The sequence below is a fragment of the Nonomuraea helvata genome (assembly GCF_039535785.1).
Taxonomy (GTDB): domain Bacteria; phylum Actinomycetota; class Actinomycetes; order Streptosporangiales; family Streptosporangiaceae; genus Nonomuraea; species Nonomuraea helvata.
Map to the genome: position 1 here is coordinate 1032772 of NZ_BAAAXV010000005.1, position 24215 is coordinate 1056986.

Consider the following 24215-nt stretch of genomic DNA (forward strand, 5'->3'; position numbering starts at 1 on the left):
TCACGCGCCTAGCATCCCACCTGGAGTGCACTCCAGGTCAACGTCTTGACGTGACTCCTCCACCCCGCAAAAGGGGTGGCTTCTCGCTACGCCGCGCGGGCGTCGCGGAGGACCAGCCCGGCCCTCTTGATGTTGCTCGCTCCGACCACGTCAGCGTTGGCGGCGTACCCGCACGTGACGCAGACGAAGCCGGCTTGGGTGGTGCGATTGGCCCCTGACACGTGCCCGCATTCAGGGCAGGTGCGGGAGGTGTTGCGGGGATTCACCGCGATCACGTCCCGACCGGCGCTTTCAGCCTTGTTAGTGAGGATCGCGAGGAACACCCCCCAACCCGCGTCCAGGATGCTCTTGTTCAGCCCAGCCTTCGCCGCTGACCCATTGGGCAGGAATCCGCCCCCCTGCGCATCAGACTTCACCGCTGGGCTCTTGGTCATGTTCGCGATGCGCAGGTCCTCGACCGCGATCACGTCGGCCGCGCGGACCAGGCCGAGCGCGATCTTGTGCGCGTGGTCGGTGCGCTGCCGGGCCATCTTGCGGTGGATCTGCCCGATCTTCTTGGCGGCCCTCTTCCTGCGGGTGCTGCCGCGTCTGGTGCGGGCGTAGGCCTGCTGCGCGGTGGCCAGCTCCTCCTCCACGGTCTTGAGGTAGCGGGGGTTGGCGATATGCCCGCCCTCGTCGGTGACGCCGTCGATCGGCTCGCTCACGGTCGCGAAGTGCGCGACGCCCATGTCGACCCCGACCTCGCGGCCGGTCGCAGGCAATGGCACGGCAGGCACATCGTCGCACGAGCAGATCACATACCAGCGCGAGCCCTCCCGTTTGATCTCGATCTGCTTGACGCGCCCGGCGATCGGCCGGTGCTGGTGCACCCGCAGGTGCCCGACGCCCTGCACGCGGACGTGGGTCGCGGCCGGGTGGTGCGGCTGGGAGTCCCATCTCGCGCCGTCGCCCTCGACCAGGGTGACGGTGTCGAACCAGCCCCTGCCCTTGAACCGGGGATAGCCAGGTGTCTCACCGGCCTTGACCCGGCGGAAGAACGCCTCGAACGCCTTGTTCAGCCGCCGCAGGGTCTGCTGTTGACTGGTGAACGACCAGCGGCCCTGGCCCTCGGGATCAGCGTCACGGATCTGTTTCAACTGGGCGGACTGATCGCCGTACCGGATCGAGACCTTGCAGCGCCGCCACGCTTCCCGGCGTTCCTCCAGCGCGGCGTTGTACAACGCCCGATGATCATCCAGCATCGCCGTCAGAGCGATCTCCTGATGCCGGGTCGGCCGCAGCAGGAACTTGAACGACCTACGCATCCTCGCCCCCGCTCGTGGCCCGCCCGCCGGCGGGGACACGCTCGTACTGGGTCTGGATGTACCGCTGGATCGTGGCCGCGTTGACCGCGCCCACACTCGCCACAAAGTACGAGCGCGACCACAGAGTCGGCAGCCGGGAGCGCAGGTGTGGAAACTCGGCCCGCAGGTGGTGGGAGGTGTAGCCCTTGAACTGGTTGGCCACGTACGACGGGGAGTTCTTCGGGTGCGGCTTGACGAACATGTGCACGTGGTCGGGCATCACCTCCAAGGCGATGATCTCCCAATCGTGCTCAGCGGCCTTGGCGCGCAGCAACTCCTCCAGCCGGGTCTTGACGCGGCCGCCCAGGACAGGCCGCCGGTACTTGGGGCACCACACCACGTGGTAGCCCAAGTCATAGGCCGCACCGGGGGAAGTACGCACCTGACGAGACACACGATCAGTATAACGATCGCCTTGTTATAACACCGACGTTCACCGGAACCCACGCAAGCCTGCGACTTAAGGCACGCTCAGGCGATAGAGCGCCTTCCCGCTCGGCATTCCTTCCACTCCCTAAAGGGAGCAGTCCCCTGCCTTCGACCTGATGGAGCGCGCTCCGGCTTCCAAGGCCCGCGATGCGGGGTCAGGGGAGGTGGTCGGCCAGGTAGCGGCGGACGAGTTGCTTGCACTCGGCGATCAGCAGCGCGTCGCCCCGGGGATCCGCGCGGAACGCCAGCTTGAGCACCGCGTCCGACGCCTCCACCGCCACCAGCAGCGCGCGGTCCAGCCCCGGCCCCGCCGGGGCGCCCAGGAGCTCGCGGCTGAGGGAGCGCAGCCGTTCGGCCACCACCATGTTGTTGTCCAGCGTCCCGTCCAGCGTCCGCCGGCTCCCCTCCACCGAGGGCCCGCCGGGCGCGAGGAAGATCTCGCCGAAGTCCATCACCCCGAACCCCGGCGTGGTGCGCTTCATGTCGACGAACTCGTCGACGGCCAGGTCCACCAGGTCCGTCCAGTGCCCGAGGTCCGCCTGGGGGATGCGCTCGGTGATCCGGGCGAGGAACGCCTCGAGGTTGCGCCGCGCCAGGGCCCGCACCAGCCCCTGTTTGTCGGGGAAGAACTGGTAGAACGTCCCGATCGGGACCTCGGCCCGGCGCGCCACCTCTTTCGTGGTCAGCGTCTCGTAGCCGACCTCGTCGAGCAGCAGTGCGCACTCGTCGAGCATCCGCTCCACCCGCTCCGCGCTCCGGCGCTGGGCGGGACGGCGGCGCAAGGTACTCGTCATGACCCCATCCTGACCCATACCGAAAGGTAAAGTTCGCCACGAAAGCGTAGGCCAGGGAGGAGTCCGGGATGTTCCTGTGGGGTACGGCCACGGCCGCGTACCAGGTCGAGGGCGCCGTCGAGGAGGACGGCAGGGGCTTCTCCATCTGGGACACCTTCGCCCACGAGCCGGGTCGCACCCGGGACGGGCACACCGGCGACGTGGCGTGCGACCACTACCACCGGTGGCGCGAGGACGTCGAGCTCATGGCCGGTCTGGGGGTGAACGCCTACCGGTTCTCGATCGCCTGGCCGCGCGTCCAGCCCCAAGGAGACGGGCCCGTCAACGCGAAGGGGCTCGACTTCTACGAGCGGCTGGTGGACGCGCTGCTCGAGCGCGGCATCCAGCCGGTGCCGACGCTGTTCCACTGGGACCTGCCGCAGGCGCTGCAAGATCGCGGTGGGTGGTTAAATCGCGAAATTTCGGAGAAATTTGCCGACTACGCCGCCGCGGTCGCCGACCGCCTGGCCGACCGCGTCCCCCTCTGGATCACCCTGAACGAGCCGTTCGTCCACATGGCCTACGGATACGCCATGGGCATCCACGCCCCCGGCCAGGCCCTCCTCACGGACGCGCTCCCGGCCGCCCACCACCAGCTCCTGGCCCACGGGCTGGCCACGCGGGCGCTGCGGGCCGCGGGCGCCCGCCAGGTCGCCATCACCAACAACTGCACCCCGGTCTGGCCCGCATCCCAGCAGGAGGCCGACCTCAAGGCGGCGGACACGTACGACATCCTCCACAACCGCCTGTTCAACGACCCCGTACTTCTCGGCAAATATCCGGACCTGTCGGCCTACACCCCCACCCTGGACTTCCTCCAGGACGGCGACCTCGACATCATCGCCACCCCGCTGGACGCCCTCGGCATCAACTACTACAACCCCACCCGCATAGCGGCCCCGACGGACGACGGACTCCCCTTCTCGGACGCGGGCATCACCGGTCACCCCACCACCGCCTTCGGCTGGCCGGTCGTCCCCGACAGCCTGCGCGAGCTCCTGACCGGCCTCAAGAAGAGGTACGGCGCCGCGCTCCCGCCCATCCTCATCACGGAGAACGGCTGCTCCACCGACGACACACTCGAGGACGACGCCCGCATCGAGTTCCTGGACGGCCACATCGGGGCGATGCGCCGGGCCATGGCCGAGGGTGTGGACGTGCGGGGCTACTTCGTCTGGTCCCTGCTGGACAACTTCGAGTGGGCCGAGGGCTACCACCAGCGCTTCGGCCTCATACGCGTGGACTTCGAGACCCAGCGCCGCACCCCGAGGGCGTCCTACCGGTGGCTGCGGGACTTCCTGAAGACTCAGAACACCGACACGTGAACGTGGTCGTAATGGTTGGCCGTGATCCCGCCCCGGTCCGACATCGGATCCCAGCCGCCGCCTGACCGGATGTCGTAGTAGCGCTGCTTCCAGATGATGTACATGACACCGATCCGGGCGCCGTTCTTGATCAGGTAATCCGCCAGGGCGTCACCGCGGGCCTCGTCGGCCCCGGAGGCCCTGGTGCCGCCTCTCGACATCATGAAGTCGCAGGCCCGCCCCTTCCCGTGCTCGCCGGGGTCACCGGGGCGCAGGCAGCCGACGCCGTACTTCATGGGGAAGTTCTGCATGATGTCGGCGCGTACCGAGATCATGCGCTGGGTCAGCCCCTCCGAGCCGCCGGGCTGCTGGAAGCCGAACTTGGCAAGCAGCTTCTCCACGTCGCGCTGCTTGTCCTGGAGGTCCTTGATCTCTTTGCGGAGCTTCTCGACCTTGTCGTTGGCGGCGATCTTCGCCTCTTTGGACTTGTCGATCAGCTTCTGGACGTTCTCGACGCGCTTGGCGCGCTCGTCGGCCATGTACGTCATGTTGGCCGCCTGTCCCAGCAGCGCGAACGGGTCGACGTTCGGAGCGATGAGCTGGTAGGTGTCGACCGGCCCCACCATGTACGCGGTCTCCGCGATGCGCCGCACCTCCGCCTGCGCGTCCTTGAGCTGCGCCTGCAGGGCGCCGGAGGTCGTGGTGGCCTTCTTCACCTGGAGCTTGATCTCCTCCAGGCTCTGGATCTGGCCGCGGTAGCGCTTCTCCAGCTGCGCGGCCTGTTTGGTGAGCTTGCGCAGGTCAGCCGGGCTGGGATCGGCCGCGGCGGGCGACGGCCCGGGGAGTCCGAGCAGCCCGGCGAGGACGGCGACAAGACCGGCGACCCGCCAGATTCTCACACCCGTCCCCTCCCTCATAGACGGACCGAAACTATAGAAGATGATCTTGATCCCTGTCACGCGAACGACCGAACTCCCGCACCTTTGGCGAAATTTATAGCGCTTTAGCATGATTTGTCGGGCTTAAGAAGAAGCTAAAGATTGGGCCTTGTATAGACCGCTCCAACGGTCTGAGATGGCGATCGAACTCGTCTCTGCGAAGGGGCAGACCGTGTCTCGATCATTGACCCTCGCCACCGCCGTCATCCTCGGCTTAGGCACGTCCATCGTGGCCACGACCGCGAAAGCGTCCGTGGACCCCTTACCGGCCCGCGACCGCATCGAGCTCTACCAGCTCGACAGCCCGCCCGGCACCGCCCAGGCGCTCAGGGAGAAGGGCTTCGACGTCGTCCAGCAGGAGATCAAGGGCGGCAAGGAGCACATCGAGCTGACCGCGGCCCAGACGGACCTGGCCGCGCTGCGCAAGCTCGGCCACAGGCCCGATCCCGTACGCAACCCGCAGGGCCAGACCCAGCTGGAGGCGGCCAAGGCGCAGGCGGCGGGCGGCTACACCGTATGGAAGTCCTACTCCGAGCCTGGCGGCATCGCCGACCAGCTCAAGGCCATCGCGAACGCCAACAAGGATCTCGTCAAGCTCCAGTCGATCGGCAAGTCGCTGAAGGGCCAGGACATCCTGGCCGTCAAGGTCACCACGGGCGCCCGGCTGCTGCCCGACGGCCTCAAGCCCTCGACGCTCTACTCCGCCACGCAGCACGCCCGCGAGTGGATCGCCACTGAGGTGGACATGCGGCTGCTCAAGTACGTGATCGCGAACAAGGCCTCGCTCAAGGACCTGCTCAACAGGACCGAGCTGTGGTTCGTGCCGGTGGCCAACCCCGACGGGTACGACTTCACGTTCACCGAGGGCAACCGCCTGTGGCGCAAGAACCTGCGCGACAACGACGGAGACGGCAAGATCGCGATCGGCGACGGCGTCGACCCGAACCGGAACTTCCCCACGAACTTCCACTACGACGAGGAAGGCTCGTCGAGCATCCCGAGCAGCGAGACCTACCGCGGCGCGGGGCCCGCCAGCGAGCCCGAGACCAGGGCCATGGACGGCCTGCTCAAGCGCATCGGGTTCGAGATGCAGCTCAACTACCACTCCTACGGCCCGCTGCTGCTCTACCCGAGCGGCTTCCAGATCGCCACGGAGACCGCCGACAACCCGATCTACGAGGCCATCACCGGCAACGACGCCAGGCCCGCGGTCCCCGGGTTCGACCCCGACCTCGGCGCCGAGCTGTACACCACCAACGGCGACACCAACGACCATGCCCACCGCCAGTACGGCACGCTGTCGTGGACGCCCGAGCTGGACGAGGGCTGCGACGGCTGCGGGTTCGTCTTCCCCGACGACGAGGCGCTGGTGCAGGGCGAGTTCGAGAAGGGCCTGCCGTTCGCGCTCGACGTGGCCAAGTCCGCCGTCAACCCGGTCGAGCCGGTGAACCACCTGGGCAACACCACCCCCGACTTCGAGATCGACCCGTTCGAGGTCAGCTACGGCAGGGACCAGGTCGTCCAGGTCGACGCCAAGCGCAAGCTCGGCCCGGTCCTCCTGAACTACCAGGTCAACGGCGGCCGTACCAGGACGGACCTGACCTCCGAGTGGAACGGCGGCGAGCGCTACGGCAAGGGCTACAACCGCTACTACCACCGGCTGCGCGGCAGGATCACCGGCACGAAGCCCGGTGACAAGGTGAAGGTCTGGTTCAGCTCGATCGGCAGGAAGAGCGCCGACTTCACGTACACCGTCGCCACCGACATCGGTGGCAAGGTGCTGGTCCTGGCCACGGAGGACGTCACCGGCCTCAGCCCCGCGCAGGGCGGGACCGAGGCCAAGTACGCCGACGAGTACGTCGCCGCGCTCCAGGCGGCCGGCTACACCTCGGACGTGTACGACATGGACAAGATGGGGCGCAAGGCCCCGCACCCGCTCGGCGTGCTCAGCCACTACAAGGCCGTGGTGTGGGAGACCGGCGACGACATCATCCCGAGGTCGCCCGGCCAGGTGGCGGGCACGACCTCCAAGGGCGGCGTGGACACCGAACTGGCGGTCCGCGACTACCTGAACGAGGGCGGCAAGCTGCTGCACGCCGGCAAGTACCCGTCGTACGCGGCCAACGCCAACGGCAGTTACTACTACCAGCCCGACCAGCCGGCGCAGCCCGAGTGCACGGTCCCGAACGACCCGCCGTGCATCCAGGTGTTCAACGACTTCCAGCAGTACTGGCTCGGCGCGTACGTGTTCTTCGACGACGCGGGCACCGACCAGAGCACCGGACGGCCGTTCGCGCTGAAGGGCCAGGGAGGCGCGTTCGAGGGCTTCGACGCCACGATCGAGCCCAGCCACACCAACTCGTTCGTGGCCACCTCGGCCATCCTCCCCGCCAAGCAGTTCCCGCTGTTCGCGAGCTCGGCGCAGGTCAAGTGGGTGCGCCCGGGCGGCCCGTTCGACCCGCACACCGGCTCCTGGGACGTCTACAGCGGCATCGCCGACGTCTCCTGGAAGCGGCTGACCAAGACGATCGACCTGACCGGGAAGACCGGGGGCGACCTGTCGTTCTGGACCTCGTACGACACCGAGAGCGGCTGGGACTTCCTGACGGTCGAGGCGCACACGGCGGGCGGCGACGACTGGACCACGCTGCCGGACGCCAACGGGCACACCACCCAGGACACCGGCAGCAGCTGCGATCCGCCCAGCGGCGGCGAGGGCTGGCGGGCGATCCACCCGTTCACCCAGCGCTACCAGGGCCCGAGCTGCGAGCCGACCGGCACCTCCGGCGCGTGGAACGCGGCCACCGGCAACTCGGGCGGCTGGCAGCAGTGGAAGGTCGACCTGACCCCGTACGCGGGCAAGAAGGTCGAGCTGTCCGTCTCCTACATCAGCGACTGGGGCACCCAGGGCGCGGGCGTCTTCCTGGACGACTTCGCGCTCACCCTGGACGGCGCGACGGCGGAGCAGACCTCGTTCGAGTCGGACCTGGGCGGCTGGACCGTCGGGGCGCCTCCCGAGGGCACCTCGCCGTCGATCAACAACTGGTTCCGCACCGACCAGGTCTTCGAGGAGGGCGGCGGCATCGTCACCAAGGACACCGTCTACCTGGGATTCGGCGCTGAGAGCGTGACCGACCAGGCCACGCGGACCGACCTGGTGAAGCGGTCGCTCAAGCACCTGCTCGGCTAGGACCCTGGAGGGGTGCGGCGCGCTGGGCCGCACCCCTCTTGCGTGTCCGCACAGAACATGGTTCGGTCGCCTTGAGGCATCCCGAAAGCAAGCAAGCATTCGGTCAAGCAGGAGGCTCACGACATGCGCCAGCACGACACGCTGTTCATCGGGGGCGAATGGGTGGCCCCAGCGGGCACCGGAACGATCGACGTGGTCTCCCCGCACACGGAGGAGGTCGTCGGCCGGGTGCCCGACGGCACGGCCGAGGACATGGACCGGGCGGTCGCGGCCGCCAGGGAGGCGTTCGAGCACGGGCCGTGGCCGCGGATGACGTTCGCCGAGCGGGCCGAGGTGATCGGCCGGCTGGCCGCGATCTACGACGAGCGGCAGGGCGAGATGGCCGCGCTCATCACCGAGGAGATGGGCTCGCCCATCACGTTCTCGAACCTGGCCCAGGCGCCCCAGCCGCTGGGCATGCTGCAGTACTACGCCGAGCTGGGCAGGACGTTCGAGCAGGAGGAGCAGCGGCCGGGGCTGTTCGGCCCGACCACCGTGCGCAGGGAGCCCGTGGGCGTCGTGGCGGCCGTGGTGCCGTGGAACGTGCCCCAGTTCGTCACGATGACCAAGGTCGCGCCCGCGCTGCTGGCCGGCTGCGCCATCGTGCTCAAGCCGGCCCCCGAGACGCCGCTGGACGCGTACCTGCTGGCCGAGTGGGCGCTCGAGGCGGGCATCCCCGCGGGCGTGCTCAACATCGTGCCCGCGGGCCGCGAGGTCGGCGAGCACCTGATCTCCCACCCCGGCGTGGACAAGGTGGCCTTCACCGGCTCGACGGCCGCCGGCCGGCGCATCGCCTCCATCTGCGGCGAGCAGCTCAAGCGGGTCAGCCTGGAGCTGGGCGGCAAGTCCGCCGCGATCATCCTGGACGACGCCGACCTGGCCGCCAGCATGGGCTTCCTGTCCCTGGCCTCGCTCATGAACAACGGCCAGGCCTGCGTGGCCCAGACCCGCATCCTGGCCTCGCGCAACCGCTACGACGAGGTCGTCGAGGCCATCGCCGGCATGACCACGTCCCAGCCCGTCGGCGACCCCGCCGACCCGGCGACCGGCATCGGCCCGCTGGTGGCCAAGCGCCAGCAGGACCGGGTGGAGGGGTACATCAGGATCGGCATGGACGAGGGCGCCAAGGTCGTCGTCGGAGGCCTCGACCGGCCCTACGACCGCGGCTGGTACGTCTCCCCCACCGTCTTCGCCGGCGTGAGCAACGACATGCGCATCGCCCGCGAGGAGATCTTCGGGCCGGTCCTGGTCGTGATCCCGTACGAGGACGAGGCGGACGCCGTACGCATCGCCAACGACAGCGACTACGGCCTGGCCGGCACGGTCTGGACGGGCGACACCGAGCACGGCATGGACGTGGCCCGCCAGGTCCGCACCGGCACGTACGGCGTCAACTGCTTCATGCTGGAGACCAACGCGCCCTTCGGCGGCTTCAAGGCCAGCGGCATCGGCCGCGAACTCGGCCCCGAGGGCCTGAACGGCTACCTGGAGTACAAGACGATCGCGCGGCTCGGCTGAGCTCATGGAAAGGGCCTCGTGGCACGACGCCACGAGGCCCTTGATGCGAGATGTGCACCCAGCGCGCCCCCGCAACGCTAGGTACAGATCCCGCTACCGGAAGTATGTCCCACGTCCACCGCGTCGGCGGTTTCCTTTCCCCAGGGACTTTCTCCCGGCGGTTTCCTTCTTTACGTCCTAGATAGACGCGTTTAACTCACGAAAGGTTCGAGGCAATCCATTTGCCGATCCTGCGGATGAGGCCGGGGGTCGCGGCGGACTCCGCGTGCCCGTACCCGGGCTCGATCCAGAGCTCCTTCGGCTCGCGCGCGCCCGCGTAGAGCTGGCGCGGGTGGTCCAGCGGGAAGAACGCGTCGGCGTCGCCGTGCACGATCAGCAGCGGCGTCGGCGAGATGAGCCCGGCGGCCTCGTGCGGCGGCATCGGGATCGGGTCCCACTCACTGCGGGCGATCCGCGTGCGCTTGGCCATCCTGGCCGCCCAACGGCCGAGCGGCCGCTCGATGGCCCAGTGGACCTGCCGCATCGGCTTGGTGCCCCGGTAGTACCAGCGGGCCGGTCCGCTCACCGCCACCACCGCGTCCACGCCCCCGTGCAGCGCCGCGTGCCGTACGGCCACCGCCGCGCCCATGGAGAAACCCACGACCGCGATCTTGGAGTAACCGACCACGCGGGCGTGCCTGACGGCGGCCTCCACGTCGAGGATCTCCACATCGCCGACCGTGGTCTCGCCGCCGGAGCGCCCGTGGCCGCGGAAGTCGAAGGCGACCACGCCGCCGAACTCGCTCAGCACGTGCACGATGCGCCGCGCGCTGCGCTCCCGCCACGACCCGGTGAACCCGTGCGCAACAACTATCCCCAGCTCCGTACGTGTGGACGGGGTGTGCGCGGCGTCGATGCGGACCCCGTCGGCGGTGCGCAGCATGACGGGGTAGTTGGGCGCGAAGGACATGGATATGAGCTTATGTTCGCCCTGCGTCCGCCCCGTGCTCGGCCGCCCACACCGCGATCTGCGCCCGTGAGTCGAAGTCCAGTTTCTCCATGATGTTGGCGATGTGCCGGGCCACGGTGGCCGAGGTGATCACCAGTTCCTGGGCGATGCCGCGGTTGCTGAGGCCGCGGGCGAGCAGCACGGCGATCTCCTGCTCCCGCGCGGTCAGCCTGCCGTACGGCGCAGCCTCCTGAACGGGCGTGCCCGGCTGAGCGAGGGCGCGCCCGGCCTCGCCCTCGAGCACCCACCTGGCCACCTCCTCGGGCGTCCGCTCCGCGCCCTTGGCCCAGAGCAGCGCCACCCGCCCGGCCCCGAGCCTCGAGCGGGCGAGCACCAGCAGCTCCTGGATGCGGCCGGGCGTCCCGAACTGCCCGATGGACTCGCGCAGCGCGGTGGCGGCCGACCCGGCCAGCACCGCGCCCTCCAGGTCGTCCTGGGCCCGCGCCAGGGCGGACAGCGCCACGAGCGCGCGCATGACGCCCCTGCGCTGGCCCATCTTCCTGCTCAGGTCGAGGCCGGCGGAGATGTGTCTCCTGGCCGCGGCGTAGTCGCCCAGCCCGGCCGCCACCCGGCCGAGCTGGGCATGGCAGCGGGCCAGCTCGACGCGGTTGTCCATCTCCTCGATCAGTGGCAGCGCGGCGGCGTGGTGGGACCTGGCCGTCCGCAGGTCACCCGCCGCCTCGGCCACCGCGCCGAGATGGGTCAGCGCCCTGGCCACCGTCCAGTGGTGCCCGGCCTCCCTGGCCAGCGCGAGCGCCTCGTCGCCGTAGCGCTGGGCCTGGTGCAGCCGCCCTTGGAAGAGCGCCAGATTGAGCTGGGCGATCCTGGCTGTGCTCAGGTTGAACAGGTCATCGTGGGCGGTGGCCGCCGCCTCCAGCTCGTCGAGGTAACGCCGCGCCTTCTCGCTCTGCCCGGTGCGGAAGAACACGCTCAGCGCCACGCCGTACGCCATGCCCAGCCAGTGCGTGTACGGGTGGCGCTTCTGCTCCTCGACGCTCTGCACGATGAGCTCCTCCGCCCCGGCCAGCTCGTCGGCGAGCTCCAGCCCGTACGCCAGCGCGCCCTTGGCCACCGCGATCAGGTCGGCGGGCACCCCGGACAGGTCGAGCGCGAGCAGTTGCTCGTGCCAGGCGATGCTCTCGCCCAGGTCGCCGCGGACGACCAGCATCGCCAGCGACACACGGGCGAGGCGCAGCCCGAGCACCGGGTCACGGCTCTCCACCGCACGGTCCACCGCGTTCCTGGCGTCGTCGAGGAGGGCGCGGCCCCTGGTGAAGTGCGCGAACCGCTCCTGCCACGGCTTCCTGCGGTCGTGCGAGGCCGCCGCGTAGCCGCGCTCCAACTCCTCGCAGATCACCTTCAGGTGCCTGTCGCGCAGGCGCTCGCACTCCCCGGCCTCGTCCAGGCGCTCGGCGGCGTACTGCTTGATGGTCTCCAGCAGGCGGTAGCTGCCGGCGGCGTGGTGGAGCACCAGCGACTTGTCGACCAGGCCGCCGAGCAGGTCGAGCACGTCGGCCCTGCGCACGATGCCGCCGTCGGCGCAGACCCGCTCCGCCAGGCCGAGGTCGAACAGCCCGGCGAAGACCGACAGCCGGCGCAGCAGCACGCGCTCCTTGGGCAGGAGCAGCTCGTGACTCCAGTCGACGGTGGCCAGGAGCGTGCGCTGCCTGGCGGGGGCCGTGCGGTCGCCGGTGGTGAGCAGGCTGAAGCGGTCGCCCTTGCGGTCGGCGATGCGGTCGGCGATGCGGCCGGGGCCGAGCAGGCTGGTGCGGGCCGCCGCCAGCTCCAGCGCGAGCGGCAGGCCGTCGAGCGCGTGGCACAGGCGTACGACGTCGCCCATGCAGCCGGTCACGCCGCGCGCGCCGGCCGCGTGCGCCCGCTCCACGAACAGCAGCACCGACTCCGCCTCGGGGTGCCGCTCGTCCGGCAGCTCCAGCGGCGGCACCCGCCAGATCAGCTCGCCGGGGATGTGCAGCGGCTCGCGGCTGGTGAGCAGGAACCGCAGCCGCGGGCACTCGGCGATCAGGTCGGCCACCAGCTCGGCGCAGCGGTCTACCAGGTGCTCGCAGTTGTCCAGCACGATCAGGGCGTCGGCGCCGCGCAGGCGCGTGCGCAGGCCGTCGAGCAGCCGTCCGGGCACCTCATCGCGTACGCCGAGCACCTCGGCCAGCTCGTTGACGAGCAGCGCGGGGTTGCCGATGCGGGCCAGCTCCACCAGCCACACGCCGTCGGCGAAGCGGTCCGCCTGCTGCGCCGCCACGCGCAGGGCCAGGCGGGTCTTGCCGATGCCGCCGACGCCACTCAGCGTGACGACGCGTTCTTCGTGGACCAGCGCCGCCAGCTCGGCCAGGTCGCGGGCGCGCCCGACGAAACGGTTGGGCTCGGCGGGGAGATTGTGCAGGACTTGCGCGGTCATGTGGGGCCCAAGTGGTAGCGGGAGGATCACATCCGGTGCATAGTCTCCACCGCTTCAGTGCCCGATGGGATCACTTTCCGTGCAGAGTTCGCGACTGGCTGGATACGAATGTAGGGCGCCGAGGTCCGCGACGCTCATGATGATCCTTACGGGTGATTCGTCCGCGGCGTCGAGCGCCTGCGGGACGTCGGAGATCATCACCCGGGCGCCGCTCGCCCGCATGCGGTCCCTGAGGGAGACCGCGTCGAGCTCCGCGGGCAGCGGGCAGACGACGCCTCCCGCGGCGATCACCGCGGCCGCCGCGACCATCAGGTCACACCCGAGGGGCAGGCAGATGAGCACGGTGTCACCCTCGCGTACGCCTCTGCGCCGCAGCTGGACGGTCGCGACGGCGGACCTCTCGTCCAGCTGCTCCTCGGTGAGCTTCAGGCCCGTGCCCGAGTCCACCATGACGATCCGCTCCTCCATGTGGCCCACCGTAGGGAGGGGGTCTCGTGCATACATGGGGCGGAATATGCAGATCCTTATGCAGAAGCTCCGCCACCGCCGGGGGCCCCTTCACCTACCCTCCGTGAACGCCGCCTACACACCCGCCGCGCACGGCTCAGGCGGGAGGAGCGGGGCGCTTGGCGGCCCACACCGCGATCTGCGCCCGCGAGGTGTAGCCGAGCTTCTCCATGATGTTGGCGATGTGGCGGGCGACGGTGGCGGGGCTGATCACCAGCTCGGCCGCGATGGCCCGGTTGGACAGCCCACGGGTGAGCAGGTTGGCGATCTCCTGCTCACGGGCGGTCAGCAGCGAGTGTTTGACCGGCTCGGCCACCACGGGCAGCTTCTGCGCCACCCGCTCGCCCTCCAGCACGCGGCGGGCGACGTCGTCCGGGCTCATCGCCCGCCCGCGCGACCACAGCGAGCCCGTGCGCCCGTCGCCCAGTTTGGTGCGGGCCCGGCCGAGCAGCTCCTCGATCCTGATCGTGGACGACTGCTGCCCGATCGACTCGCGGAGCGTGGCCGCCGCCGCGGCGGCCAGCACGGCGGCCTCCAGATCGCCTTCGCACTCCGCCAGCACGGACAGCCCCACCAGGCTGCGGGCCACGCTCTGCCGCTGCCCGGTCTCCCGGCCCAGGGCGAGGCTGGCGCCCAGGCACTCGCGCGCGGTGGCGAACTCGCGCAGCAGCGCCGCCACCCTGCCCATCCTGGCCAGGCAGCGCGACAGATCGAGGTCGCTGCCCAGCTCGCGCAGCCATGGGACGGCCATCTCGTACTGGGCCTTGGCGGTCACCAGGTCGCCGCGGAACTCGGCCACCGCGCCCAGCTGGGTCGCGGTCCTGGCCATGATCCAGCGGTGGCCGTGCTCGCGGGCGCGCGCGAGCGCCTCCTCGCCGAGCCGCTGCGCCTCGCGCAGCCGGCCGCGGGTCAGGGCCACCGCCGACAGCCCGGACAGCCCCGCCGCCTGGTTCCACGCGTCGCCCGAGCGGGTGGCCAGGGCCAGGCCGTCCTCCGCGTGGCGCACCGCCTCCTCGGGCCTGCCCATGCGCAGCAGGATGACCACGATGAGGCTGTGCATGACGGAGCGGGGGTAGGCGTTCGCCGAGGAGAGCCCGGTCAGGCTCTCCTGCGCCAGCTCCAGGGCGCGGCTCAGCTCGTCCCTGGCCTCCAGGCCATAGGCGAGGTACGCCTTGGCCTGCGCGATCTGCTCGGGCGGCACGTCGGTCAGGTCGAGCGAGAGGAACCGCTCGACCCAGGTGACGATCTCGGTCAGGTTGCCGCAGATGGGCAGCAGACCCGTGCTGGCGGCGCACACGCGCAGGCCGAACTGCACGTCACCGGACTCGGCCGCCCAGTCGAGCGCCACCCGCTGGTCGTCGACCAGGCTCTTGCTCATGGTCAGCGCCTCGAGCCGGCGCGCCCACGGCACGCCCTGCTCGACCATCTCCGTCATGAAGTGGCGCTCCTGCAGCTCGCAGAGCACGTGGAGGTGGCGTTCGCGCAGGACCTCGCGCTCGCCGGCCCGTTGGAGGCGCTCGACCGCGTACCGTCTGATGGTCTCGAGGAGCCAGTAGCGCCTGCGGCTCTCGTCGCAGAGGACCAGCGACTTGTCGACCAGCCCGCCGAGCAGATCGACGATCTCGCCCTCGGAGATCGGCGGCGCCGCGCAGATCTGCTCGGCGAGGTCGAGGTCGAAGTCGCGGGGGAACACCGACAGCCTGCGCAGCAGCACCTGCTCCTTCTCGGCCAGCAGGTCGTAGCTCCATTCGACGGCGGCCAGCAGCGTGCGCTGCCGGGCGGGAGCGGTGCGGCCGCCGGTGGTGAGCAGCGAGAACCGGTCGTCGATGCGGTCGGCGATCTGCCCGGGGCTGAGCAGGCTCGTACGGGCCGCGGCCAGCTCCAGCGCGAGCGGAAGCCCGTCGAGCGCCTGGCACAGGCGCACCACGTCGGCCAGGCTGTCGGGGCCCAGCCTGGTGCCGGCGGCCGCGGCCCGGTCCATGAAGAGCTGCACGGACTCGGCGTCGGGAGCGCCCATGTCGGGCAGGTCGAGCGGCGGCACCCGCCAGATCAGCTCGCTGGCGATGCGCAGCGGCTCCCGGCTGGTGGCCAGGATGCTCAGCCGCGGGCAGGCCGCGATCAGCCCCGCGCTCACCTCGGCGCACCTGTCGATGAGGTGCTCGCAGTTGTCGAGGAGCAGCAGGCAGTGCAGGTCGCGCAGCCGGTCGGTCACGGTGGCGAAGACCGGGCGGCCCGCCTCCTCGCACACGCCGAGCACGCGGCCGACCTCCTGGTCGACCAGCTCCGGGCGGCGCACCCTGGCCAGCTCGACCAGCCACACGCCGTCGGGGTAGGCGGGCACGAGCCCCGCGGCGACGCGGAGCGCCAGCCGGGTCTTGCCGATGCCTCCGACGCCGCACAGCGTGACCACGCGGGTCTCGCCGAACAGCCCGCGCAGGTCGTCGAGGTCACGCTCGCGACCCACGAACCGGTTGGGCTCAGCGGGGAGGTTGTGCCTGGGGGGCTCTGGCATGTGGTCACCCTGCGTCGCTGAAGGATCACACTCTCCCACAGTGTCGCACTTTTCACAGCCCGAGCGAGCTGACGATCGCCCTTTCGTCGACGACACGCAGCATGGGGTCACCGAGCAGCCGTTTGGCGACGTCGTACGGCGCGACGACCATGGTGGCCCGGCGCTCCGCGGCCAGCACGCGGCAGCCGACCACGCTCGGCTCGTGGGCGACGATGACGTGGGCGCCCGCCGTCATCGCCAGATCGACCAGCCTGAGGCCCCTGAACGGCTCGCTCACCGCGCTGAGCACCACGTCGTCCTTGTCGATCACCAGCCGGGAGGCGAGCTTGCGCAGGTCGCTCGCCAGCGCGTCGTGGCGGAACGTCCGCACGCCGTCGACGATGATCGCGGGGCCCGCCAGCGGGCCGAACTCGAGGGTGCGGTCGCCGATCAGCTCGCCGAACGGCTTCGCCCCCGGCACCGGCTGGAACGAGTAGACCTGTTCGACCTTCGCCACGGTGGAGTCGTAATGACTCTGTGTGATCATGAAGCGGGCCGCCCCCGAGGCCGCGAGCACCGCGACCCCGCCCGCCCAGGCCACGGCGTGGACCGCGACGGGCAGCGACGCGCCGAGCGGGACGTTGACGAGGACGTGGTCGCCGAAACGCAGGCCCTGGCGGCTCAGGCCCGCCGCGGCACGGGTGACGCGTCTGACGAACGCGGAGTAGGACAGCACCTCACCGGTCCTGACATCGCTCACCGCCGGCTGATCCCCCCGCGTCGGCGCCGCGGCCATAACCAGCTCTGTCCACGTCATGCCGTCAATCTAAGGACGCGGGCGGCGCTTGCCATGCGCACAATTGTGCAACCCGCTATGTACGTGAGGTTTGCCACGCGTACGGTCGATCCCGAGTATGTAGCCCCGCCGGCACGCCGCGCCGTCCCTCCCTGCTGGAGTTTCCCCGCGTCGCGCTGGCATCAGGGGGGATCAACTAGACTTATGTGGTCGCGACTTCGCGCGGCCGACCCCACCTCACATAGAGCGAGACGTCATCATGCCTTTGAACAGCCGCGACGACCTGCGGAACATCGCGATCATCGCGCACGTCGACCATGGCAAGACCACGCTGGTCGACGCCATGCTCTGGCAGTCCGGGGCCTTCCGCGCGAACCAGGACGTCGACGACCGCGTCATGGACTCCAACGACCTCGAGCGCGAGAAGGGCATCACCATTCTCGCGAAGAACACCGCGGTCAGGCACGGCGGCATGACCATCAACATCATCGACACGCCCGGCCACGCCGACTTCGGCGGCGAGGTCGAGCGCGGCCTGTCGATGGTCGACGGCGTCGTGCTGCTGGTCGACGCCTCCGAGGGGCCGCTGCCGCAGACCCGCTTCGTGCTGCGCAAGGCCCTGGCCGCCAAGATGCCGGTCATCCTCTGCATCAACAAGGTCGACCGCCCGGACGCCCGCATCAAGGACGTCGTGGACGAGGTCTACGAGCTGTTCATGGACCTCGACGCCACGGAGGAGCAGATCGACTTCCCGATCGTGTACGCCTCCGCCAAGGCGGGCCGGGCCTCCATGGAGCGCCCCGAGGACGGCGGCATGCCCGACTCCCCGGACCTCGAGCCGCTGTTCGACATCATCAAGTCGACCATCCCCGCGCCGACGTACGACCCGAGCGCCCCGCTCCAGGCCCACGTCACCAACCTCGACGCCTCCTCCTACCTGGGCCGCATCGCCCTGTGCCGGATCCACCAGGGCGTGATGCGCAAGGGCCAGCAGGTGGCCTGGTGCCGCACCGACGGCACGATCCAGCGCGTCAAGGTGACCGAGCTGCTCATGACCGAGGCCCTGGAGCGCAAGCCGGCCGAGGAGGCGGGCCCCGGCGACATCATCGCCATCGCCGGCATCCCCGACATCATGATCGGTGAGACGCTCGCCGACCCCGACGACCCGCGCCCGCTGCCGCTGATCACGGTGGACGAGCCGGCCATCTCGATGACCATCGGCACCAACACCTCGCCCCTGGTCGGCAAGGTCAAGGGCTCGAAGGTCACCGCTCGCATGGTGAAGGACCGCCTCGACAAGGAGCTGGTCGGCAACGTGTCGCTGCGCGTGCTGCCCACCGACCGGCCCGACTCCTGGGAGGTGCAGGGCCGCGGCGAGCTGGCGCTGGCCATCCTGGTCGAGCAGATGCGCCGCGAGGGCTACGAGCTGACCGTCGGCAAGCCGCAGGTCGTCACCAAGACCATCGACGGCAAGGTGCACGAGCCGGTCGAGCGCCTCACGGTCGACTGCCCGGAGGAGTACCTCGGCGCGGTCACCCAGCTCCTGGCCGTGCGCAAGGGCCGCATGGAGCACATGACCAACCACGGCACCGGCTGGATCCGGATGGAGTTCGTGGTGCCGGCGCGCGGCCTGATCGGCTTCCGTACGGAGTTCCTCACCGAGACCCGCGGCACCGGCCTGGTGCACCACGTGTTCGACTCCTACGAGCCGTGGTTCGGCGAGCTGCGCACCCGCAACAACGGCTCCCTGGTGGCCGACAGGTCCGGCCCGGTGACCGCGTTCGCGATGCTCAACCTGCAGGAGCGCGGCACCCTGTTCGTCTCGCCGACGACCGAGGTCTACGAAGGCATGATCATCGGCGAGAACTCCCGGTCCGACGACATGGATGTGAACATCACCAAGGAGAAGAAGCTCACCAACATGCGCTCCTCCACCAGCGAGGAGACCGAGAAGGTGATCCCGCCGCGCGTCCTTTCGCTGGAGCAGGCGCTGGAGTTCATCCGCGAGGACGAATGCGTGGAGATCACTCCGGAGCACGTGCGCATCCGCAAGGTCGTGCTCGACGCCGCCACGCGCGGTCGCGCCGCGGCCCGCGCCAAGCGCGGCTGAGCTTTTCCGGCCGTTCATTCGGCTGTAAGTAAAGCCGGTCAGCATCCGGCTTCGCCACGGACGATGCAGGCGCTCCCGGGTAAAGTAAAAAGGCCCGGGGGCGCAGATGTAATAACACCGTGACCCCACAACATAGAACATTCTCGTATTCCGGAGAATCATCCAAATTGTGGGAAGGCTCCGGATGGCGATGGCGTTCGGGCTGGCTCTGGTGTCGTTGGGGGCGATCGTTTGGTGCACCGTCGCAGCCAGACCGGTGGCGGGTCCCGAGGTGCCCAAGAGCACCGCGGCGCCCAACCCGTGGGTGGCGGCCGCCGCCCGCGCCGACCCCCGGGTGGGCTGGGCGCGTAAGGCCGCCACCGAGGTGACGGTCTCCAGGGCGACCGAGGCCGACCTGGATCCGGTGCCCGAGGGACGCATCGACCCCCGCCAGCGGCAGGTCAAGGTGACCGTCGTCCACCGGCTCACGATGGCGCCCAAGGATCCCCTCATCGGCGCGCTCCGCCAGGGCACCGGGTTCCCCGGCACGCTCCAGCAGGTCACCGACGCCGCATTCGGCGCGATCAAGGTGGAAGGACCCGGGCTGGCGCCCACGACGCGCCTGGCGCCGATCCTCGACACGGACCCCTCGGGCACCACGGCCCGGTTCACCGTGACGCTGCTGCGGCAGGTCAAGCGGAGCGACCTGCTGACGCTCGACTTCAACGCCCCCAACGCGACTCCCGTGATCGTCACCTCGCGCTCGATCGCGGTGCTGCCCGGCGAGTGGACGGTGCTGCGGCTGGCCGGGATCACGCCGGACCGTGAGCACGAGGAGCGGGTGGAGTTCGGCGTCGGGACGTACCCGGTGAGCATGACGCTGGCGCCCGACTCGTTCGGGTTCGCCGACGTGGCCCTGGAGGACGACTTCTCGTGGGCCACCGCGCTCGGCGTGCTCACCGCGCTCGCGCTGGTCATCTTCCTGGCACGCTCGCTCGGGCGCGGGTGGTGGGAGCGCCCGCCCAACAGGGAGCTGGTCGTCGGCCTCGCACTGGCGGCCCCCACCCTGCTGATCCCCCTGGTCGCCGAGGACTGGTCGGCGGTCACGTACGTGGTGCTCTTCGTCGCGGTGCCCGCGCTCGCGCTGCGGCACGCCGGACGGGTGCTGCCCACCAGCCCCCCGTGGAACACGCGCGACCTGCTGGTCACGACCGGGCTGGGCGTGGTGGTCGGGCTCGGCATGCTGGTCTGGTCGTGGCTGCACGGTCAGCTGTCCGGCCAGGTCCTGCTGGCCGGAGGGGCGGTGACGGCGCTGGCGGCGGCGGGGTCGGCGGTGGCGTTCAGCGTGGACCTGGGGGTCAGGTCGGTGATCGTACGGCTGGCCGTGTGGGCTGCCGAGGCCGCGATCGGGGCCCTCGCGCTGGCGCTGTGGCTGCGCGCGCTGCCGACCGGGGTGTACCCGCCCGACAGCGTACGGCTGGTCCTGGCACTTGGCTGGGCCATGATCCCGATCGCCGCCATCGCCGTGGCGACCAGGCAGTGGACGCGCGGCGCGGTGGTCGGCGCCGTGATCGTGAGCCTGCTCGTGCAGGGCTGGCCCACCGAATGGCTGGACTCCGGGTCGTGGAGCCTGGCGGTGCCCCGGTCCGAGCCCATGATCGGCAGCCTCCACCTCACCCCTCTGGTGCGCGGGGTGCTGGGGCTGCTGCTGCTGGGGTTCCTGATGCTGGTGCTGCGGCTCTGGCGGCTCGGCAGGCAGCTGTCCGCGATCGACAACCCGGTCACCGAATCGACCATGATCGCCGTACTGATGGTGCTGTACATCACGCCGGGCGGCAGCACGACGCTGGCCGACATCGACGTGCCGCTGCCGCTGCTCGCGATCACCTCGATCGTGGCCTGGGCGACCGCACGCTGGCTGCTCGCGGGGCCGCGCCTGGCCCTCACCGAGCCCTCCTCGCAGGAGGAGCACCGGCAGCTCGTCAGGACGGCCCTGCACAAGCGGCTGCTGCTCGTCGCCGAGCAGGAGCTGTACCGCGTCGGGCGGGGCAGGATCGGCTCGGGCGAGATGTCGATGGCCGACTTCGACCAGCGGCGGGACGCCCTGGAGGAGGCGCTGCGCCGGCACGGCCGACACCCGGAGACCGCCTTCGCCACCGCCGCCGGGTGCACGCCCTGGTTCAACGGCGTACACGCCTTCACGGTGAGCCTGCTGCTGAGCCTGCCCTTCGCCGTCGTGTACGGGTGGCCGGAGGGGGCCGACCTGACCAGCTTCGTCTTCGACGGGCGCTACCTGATCACCCTGCCCGCGTTCGGTTTCCTGTTCGGCTACTTCTACCCGCGCGTCCGTGGCACCCAGCCGATGACCAAGGCCCTGCACCTCACGGCGGCGGCGCTGCTGACCGAGCTGTCGGGCTATCTCTCGACGCTGGTGGAGCCGGACATCGGGGTCTTCGACAAGGTGCAGGTCGTGGGGATCGTGGTGGGGCAGGTGACGGTGGTCTGCATCGGGTTGGGGCTGTTCTGGGAGTGGCGCATCATGCACCTGGCCGGGGAGCCCTGGGCGCGGGTACGCAATCTGCGCAGCATCCGCAGCCTGGCGGCGCCCACGCTGGCCATCGTCCTGGCGGCGGGCACGACGGCGGCGACCTCGGTGGCCGGGCAGACCGTGGACCGTATCCTCAAGGGCGACCAGGTCACCACCACCGCCCCGCGATGAGCCTTCGGGGTTTGCCGTCAGCGGCGTGGGAGTTCGCTGCCGCGTACGTGGGTGCAGAGCCAGTCGACCAGCGGGCCGTACGCGCGCCACGTGTCCTTCACGCGCGTGAGCACCTCCGCCGTGGACACCCACGGCTCCGGCTCGAAGCTCATCCCCGCATAGAGCGACTTGTGCCGCAGCAGCTCGATGCGCGGATGGTCCTCCGAGAAGCCCCGCGGCTTGGTCTTGAGCCGCTCCCCGTACAGCGCGTACCCCTGGGCCACGAGCGCCGACGTGAGGGACTCCAGCGGCTTGCCCGACAGGTCCTCGTCCACGGCCGCCCGGTAGCGGGCCACCTGGTCGGCCGCCTGCGTGTAGAAGCCGCCCGCCGTGAACAGCCCCGCCGCGCTCACCTCGACGTAGTATCCGATCCCCGGCTGAAGGTCCACGAAGGCACCCTGGTGGGTCTTGTACGGCGACTTGTCCTTGGAGAAGCGCACATCCCGATAGGGCCGGAAGAGCTGCGCGGACCCGAACTCCGGGGCCAGCTCCTCCGTGAGCGCCAGCATCGGCTCCCGCACCGCCTCCTCATAGAGGTGCTTGTGCCGTGTGAAGTAGGTCTTCGAGTTGTCCGCCTCGAGCCCCTCGTAGAACAGGAACGCCTCGTCCGGGAAGCCGCTGAAACCCATGTCACCAGGGTGCCACGCCTCGCAGGCACGACGGACCTCAGCGCTCGCTGTAGCTCCGCCCGGCCGCCGGCGTCCTGCCGTACAGCTCGGAGACCGTGACGAACGTGTAGCCCTTCTTCGCGAGGGTGGCGAGTATGGCGGGCACGGCCTCCACGGTGCTCCGGTGGATGTCGTGCAGGAGGACGATCGAGCCGGGTTTGGCGGCGCCGGCCCGCTTGGCCACGACGGCAGGCACGCGGTTCAGCCAGTCGAGCGTGTCCACGCTCCAGAGGATCTCCGCCAGCCCCTCGCGGCGCAGCTCGGCCACGACGCGCTCGTTCGTCGACCCGTACGGCGGCCGCATCACCCGCATCCGCACCCCGGTCAGCTTCTCCACGAGGTCGTCGGTGCGTTTGAGCTGCCGTTCGATCTGCTCGCGGGGCAGCCCGGCGAGCGCCGGATGGCTCCACGAGTGGTTGCCGATCTCGTGCCCCTCCTCCACGATGCGGCGCGTGAGGCGGCCGCCCTTGTCGGCCTCCACCATCTGCCCGACGACGAAGAACGTGGCCCGGACGTCATGCGCGCGCAGCAGGTCGAGCAGCCGCGCGGTGTACTCGCCCGGCCCGTCGTCGAAGGTCAGGGCCACGCACTTCAGCTTCGAGCAGTCGAACTTACGGCTGCGCGGCCAGCCGGCCTGCATCGAGACCAGCCGCTTGGCCAGCACCTCGGGGGTGACGACCGCCGGCCTGAGAGGCGCCGCCGGCGTCCAGGGCTGCGGGCGGGTCGCCACCGAGTAGGTGACGCAGAGCGCCAGAGCGAGCAGGGCCAACGGCAAAGCCCACACGCGCATGGTTCCCCCCGAAACGCCGCGCGCGGGGGCTCATGGATAATCCTGGACCGGTCTCCCCCGCAGCTCCCTGGTCAGGTCGTCCCACCAGAGTGGGATATCGGCCTGCAGTTCCGTGAAGCGGCGCGCCACCCTTATGGCACATCCAACCGGATCCGTACCCAGATGCCGACGTTTCACCGACCCTTCCTGCCAACGGTAAAAACCATCTCTATACCGTACGACCAGGCCTATCCACACGGAGATGGTCTCGCCGTCGCCTACCTCGTACGCGCTGGTGACGCCCAGACCATGGAGCTCCGCTTGGAGCTTCTCCGTCGCCGCTCGGGCCTCACTCACACGCCACCCCCTGCCGACGTTCCGCCGTACACCAGGGATGTACCCAGCAACGGACATCAGCCGTCCAAGACATGCGGGAATCGGCAGGTGCCGGAGAGATCACGAGCGCATACGTTACAGACCGTGACCGAGTTTTTCCACAGTGTTGCCAATTCGCTAATGGTCGTGCGCCTCGCGCGGCTCGGCGACCACCATGATCAGCCTGAGCTCCTCCTCGCCCCTGTTCTCGTAGCGATGGGGCCGATCGGCGGTGAAGAGCACCGCGTCGTCCTTCCCGATCACGTGGCTCCTGCCGTACACGGTGAGCGTCAGCTCGCCGTCCAGCACGGTCAGCATCTCGCGGGTGCCCGGCGGATGGGCGTCGCCGTCGTGGTGCTCGCCGGGCGCCAGCCGCCAGTCCCACAGCTCCAGGATCATCGGCACGTCTGCGCCGACCAGCAGCCGCGCCTGCACGTCTCCCTGGTCGAACGTGACCACGTCGGACTTGCTCACGATCCGCACCGTGGGCACGTCGGCGACCTCGACGAGCCGGGCCACGGTGACGCCCAGGGCCGAGGCGATCCTGGTGAGCGTGGAGACGCTGGGGTTCGTCCTGCCCTGCTCCACCTGGACCAGCATGCCGCGGCTCACCCCCGACCTGGCGGCCAGCGCGTCCAGCGTCAGCCCGCGGTGCGCGCGCTGGGCGCGCACGTTGTTGGCGATGGCCTGGTTGATCAGCTCCGGATCTTCCACGCAGTGCAGTCTAGTGAATTCCATTTGCAGTGGAATGTACTCTATGTGTT

Annotated in this window: 17 protein-coding genes; 5 read left to right on the forward strand and 12 right to left on the reverse strand. The window is 70.0% G+C overall.

All coding sequences use genetic code 11. From position 1 onward, the window contains the following. Positions 1-86 precede the first annotated feature (86 nt). From ABD830_RS24150 to ABD830_RS24160, 3 genes are all read right to left on the reverse strand, one after another. Positions 87-1304, reverse strand: coding sequence for an RNA-guided endonuclease InsQ/TnpB family protein (locus ABD830_RS24150; RefSeq protein ID WP_344991363.1), 1218 nt, complete (start codon positions 1302-1304; stop codon positions 87-89). After that, positions 1297-1737 carry an IS200/IS605 family transposase gene (gene tnpA, locus ABD830_RS24155; protein ID WP_344991366.1) on the reverse strand — a complete coding sequence of 147 codons (441 nt, stop codon included), beginning with the start codon at positions 1735-1737 and terminating at the stop codon, positions 1297-1299. The genes ABD830_RS24150 and tnpA overlap by 8 nt, the downstream gene beginning before the upstream one ends. A 190-nt stretch (positions 1738-1927) precedes the next feature. Beyond that, a complete protein-coding gene (locus tag ABD830_RS24160) occupies positions 1928-2566 on the reverse strand; it encodes a TetR/AcrR family transcriptional regulator (protein WP_344991369.1) in 639 nt (212 codons plus the stop codon). Between the two features lie 68 nt (positions 2567-2634). Here ABD830_RS24160 and ABD830_RS24165 point away from each other — a divergent pair, with 68 nt between their 5' ends. Beyond that, positions 2635-3930: a GH1 family beta-glucosidase gene (locus ABD830_RS24165; protein WP_344991372.1), complete on the forward strand. Its 1296-nt coding sequence runs from the start codon at positions 2635-2637 to the stop codon at positions 3928-3930. Here ABD830_RS24165 and ABD830_RS24170 read toward each other — a convergent pair. Further along, complete coding sequence (locus ABD830_RS24170; protein WP_344991375.1) at positions 3912-4808, reverse strand: coiled-coil domain-containing protein; 897 nt, start codon at positions 4806-4808, stop codon at positions 3912-3914. The two genes, ABD830_RS24165 and ABD830_RS24170, sit on opposite strands and share 19 nt — an antisense overlap. A gap of 211 nt (positions 4809-5019) precedes the next feature. Here ABD830_RS24170 and ABD830_RS24175 point away from each other — a divergent pair, with 211 nt between their 5' ends. Then, a complete protein-coding gene (locus ABD830_RS24175) occupies positions 5020-8037 on the forward strand; it encodes a M14 family metallopeptidase (RefSeq protein ID WP_344991377.1) in 3018 nt (1005 codons plus the stop codon). Positions 8038-8160: 123 nt separating this feature from the next. Then, entirely contained in the window at positions 8161-9594 is a 1434-nt protein-coding gene (locus tag ABD830_RS24180) for an aldehyde dehydrogenase (protein WP_344991380.1), read from the forward strand. Positions 9595-9790: 196 nt separating this feature from the next. On the opposite strand, the gene ABD830_RS24185 is transcribed toward ABD830_RS24180, so the two are convergent. The 5 genes from ABD830_RS24185 to ABD830_RS24205 all read right to left on the reverse strand — a co-directional run bounded on the left by ABD830_RS24185 (position 9791) and on the right by ABD830_RS24205 (position 16813). Beyond that, positions 9791-10543: an alpha/beta hydrolase gene (locus ABD830_RS24185; protein WP_344991383.1), complete on the reverse strand. Its 753-nt coding sequence runs from the start codon at positions 10541-10543 to the stop codon at positions 9791-9793. Positions 10544-10553: 10 nt separating this feature from the next. Continuing rightward, a complete protein-coding gene (locus ABD830_RS24190) occupies positions 10554-12998 on the reverse strand; it encodes a LuxR C-terminal-related transcriptional regulator (protein WP_344991386.1) in 2445 nt (814 codons plus the stop codon). Between the two features lie 54 nt (positions 12999-13052). Next, on the reverse strand, positions 13053-13466 hold the full coding sequence (locus ABD830_RS24195) for an AMP-binding protein (RefSeq protein WP_344991389.1): 414 nt from the start codon (positions 13464-13466) through the stop codon (positions 13053-13055). Positions 13467-13602: 136 nt separating this feature from the next. Next, positions 13603-16017 (reverse strand): LuxR C-terminal-related transcriptional regulator, encoded by a 2415-nt coding sequence (locus ABD830_RS24200; protein WP_344991392.1) that lies wholly within the window; start codon positions 16015-16017, stop codon positions 13603-13605. Between the two features lie 52 nt (positions 16018-16069). Next, positions 16070-16813, reverse strand: a complete 744-nt coding sequence (locus tag ABD830_RS24205; RefSeq protein ID WP_344991395.1) for an AMP-binding protein — start codon at positions 16811-16813, stop codon at positions 16070-16072. A 238-nt stretch (positions 16814-17051) separates the two neighbouring features. Here ABD830_RS24205 and typA point away from each other — a divergent pair, with 238 nt between their 5' ends. Both typA and ABD830_RS24215 read left to right on the forward strand, forming a co-directional pair. After that, on the forward strand, positions 17052-18902 hold the full coding sequence (gene typA / locus ABD830_RS24210; RefSeq protein WP_344991398.1) for a translational GTPase TypA: 1851 nt from the start codon (positions 17052-17054) through the stop codon (positions 18900-18902). A gap of 169 nt (positions 18903-19071) precedes the next feature. Further along, complete coding sequence (locus ABD830_RS24215) at positions 19072-21600, forward strand: hypothetical protein (RefSeq protein WP_344991401.1); 2529 nt, start codon at positions 19072-19074, stop codon at positions 21598-21600. A gap of 17 nt (positions 21601-21617) precedes the next feature. Here the strand turns inward: ABD830_RS24215 and ABD830_RS24220 are convergent, their stop codons facing one another. The 3 genes from ABD830_RS24220 to ABD830_RS24230 form a co-directional block, all read right to left on the reverse strand. Next, the gene (locus tag ABD830_RS24220; RefSeq protein ID WP_344991404.1) at positions 21618-22268 is read right to left on the reverse strand and encodes a DUF2461 domain-containing protein; all 651 of its coding nucleotides are present in this window, start codon (positions 22266-22268) and stop codon (positions 21618-21620) included. A gap of 37 nt (positions 22269-22305) precedes the next feature. Further along, positions 22306-23076: a polysaccharide deacetylase family protein gene (locus ABD830_RS24225; protein WP_344991406.1), complete on the reverse strand. Its 771-nt coding sequence runs from the start codon at positions 23074-23076 to the stop codon at positions 22306-22308. Positions 23077-23589: 513 nt separating this feature from the next. Continuing rightward, positions 23590-24165, reverse strand: coding sequence for a helix-turn-helix domain-containing protein (locus ABD830_RS24230; RefSeq protein WP_344991409.1), 576 nt, complete (start codon positions 24163-24165; stop codon positions 23590-23592). Between the last annotated feature and the right edge of the window lie 50 nt (positions 24166-24215).

Excerpts from the sequence above, each read along its gene's own strand:
- typA (WP_344991398.1), top strand. The coding sequence starts at position 17,052 with ATGCCTTTGAACAGCCGCGACGACCTGCGGAACATCGCGATCATCGCG.
- ABD830_RS24165 (WP_344991372.1), top strand. The coding sequence starts at position 2,635 with ATGTTCCTGTGGGGTACGGCCACGGCCGCGTACCAGGTCGAGGGCGCC.
- ABD830_RS24195 (WP_344991389.1), bottom strand. The coding sequence starts at position 13,466 with ATGGAGGAGCGGATCGTCATGGTGGACTCGGGCACGGGCCTGAAGCTC.
- ABD830_RS24160 (WP_344991369.1), bottom strand. The coding sequence starts at position 2,566 with ATGACGAGTACCTTGCGCCGCCGTCCCGCCCAGCGCCGGAGCGCGGAG.
- ABD830_RS24220 (WP_344991404.1), bottom strand. The coding sequence starts at position 22,268 with ATGGGTTTCAGCGGCTTCCCGGACGAGGCGTTCCTGTTCTACGAGGGG.
- ABD830_RS24180 (WP_344991380.1), top strand. The coding sequence starts at position 8,161 with ATGCGCCAGCACGACACGCTGTTCATCGGGGGCGAATGGGTGGCCCCA.
- ABD830_RS24190 (WP_344991386.1), bottom strand. The coding sequence starts at position 12,998 with ATGACCGCGCAAGTCCTGCACAATCTCCCCGCCGAGCCCAACCGTTTC.
- ABD830_RS24150 (WP_344991363.1), bottom strand. The coding sequence starts at position 1,304 with ATGCGTAGGTCGTTCAAGTTCCTGCTGCGGCCGACCCGGCATCAGGAG.
- ABD830_RS24200 (WP_344991392.1), bottom strand. The coding sequence starts at position 16,017 with ATGCCAGAGCCCCCCAGGCACAACCTCCCCGCTGAGCCCAACCGGTTC.
- ABD830_RS24205 (WP_344991395.1), bottom strand. The coding sequence starts at position 16,813 with ATGACGTGGACAGAGCTGGTTATGGCCGCGGCGCCGACGCGGGGGGAT.
- ABD830_RS24185 (WP_344991383.1), bottom strand. The coding sequence starts at position 10,543 with ATGTCCTTCGCGCCCAACTACCCCGTCATGCTGCGCACCGCCGACGGG.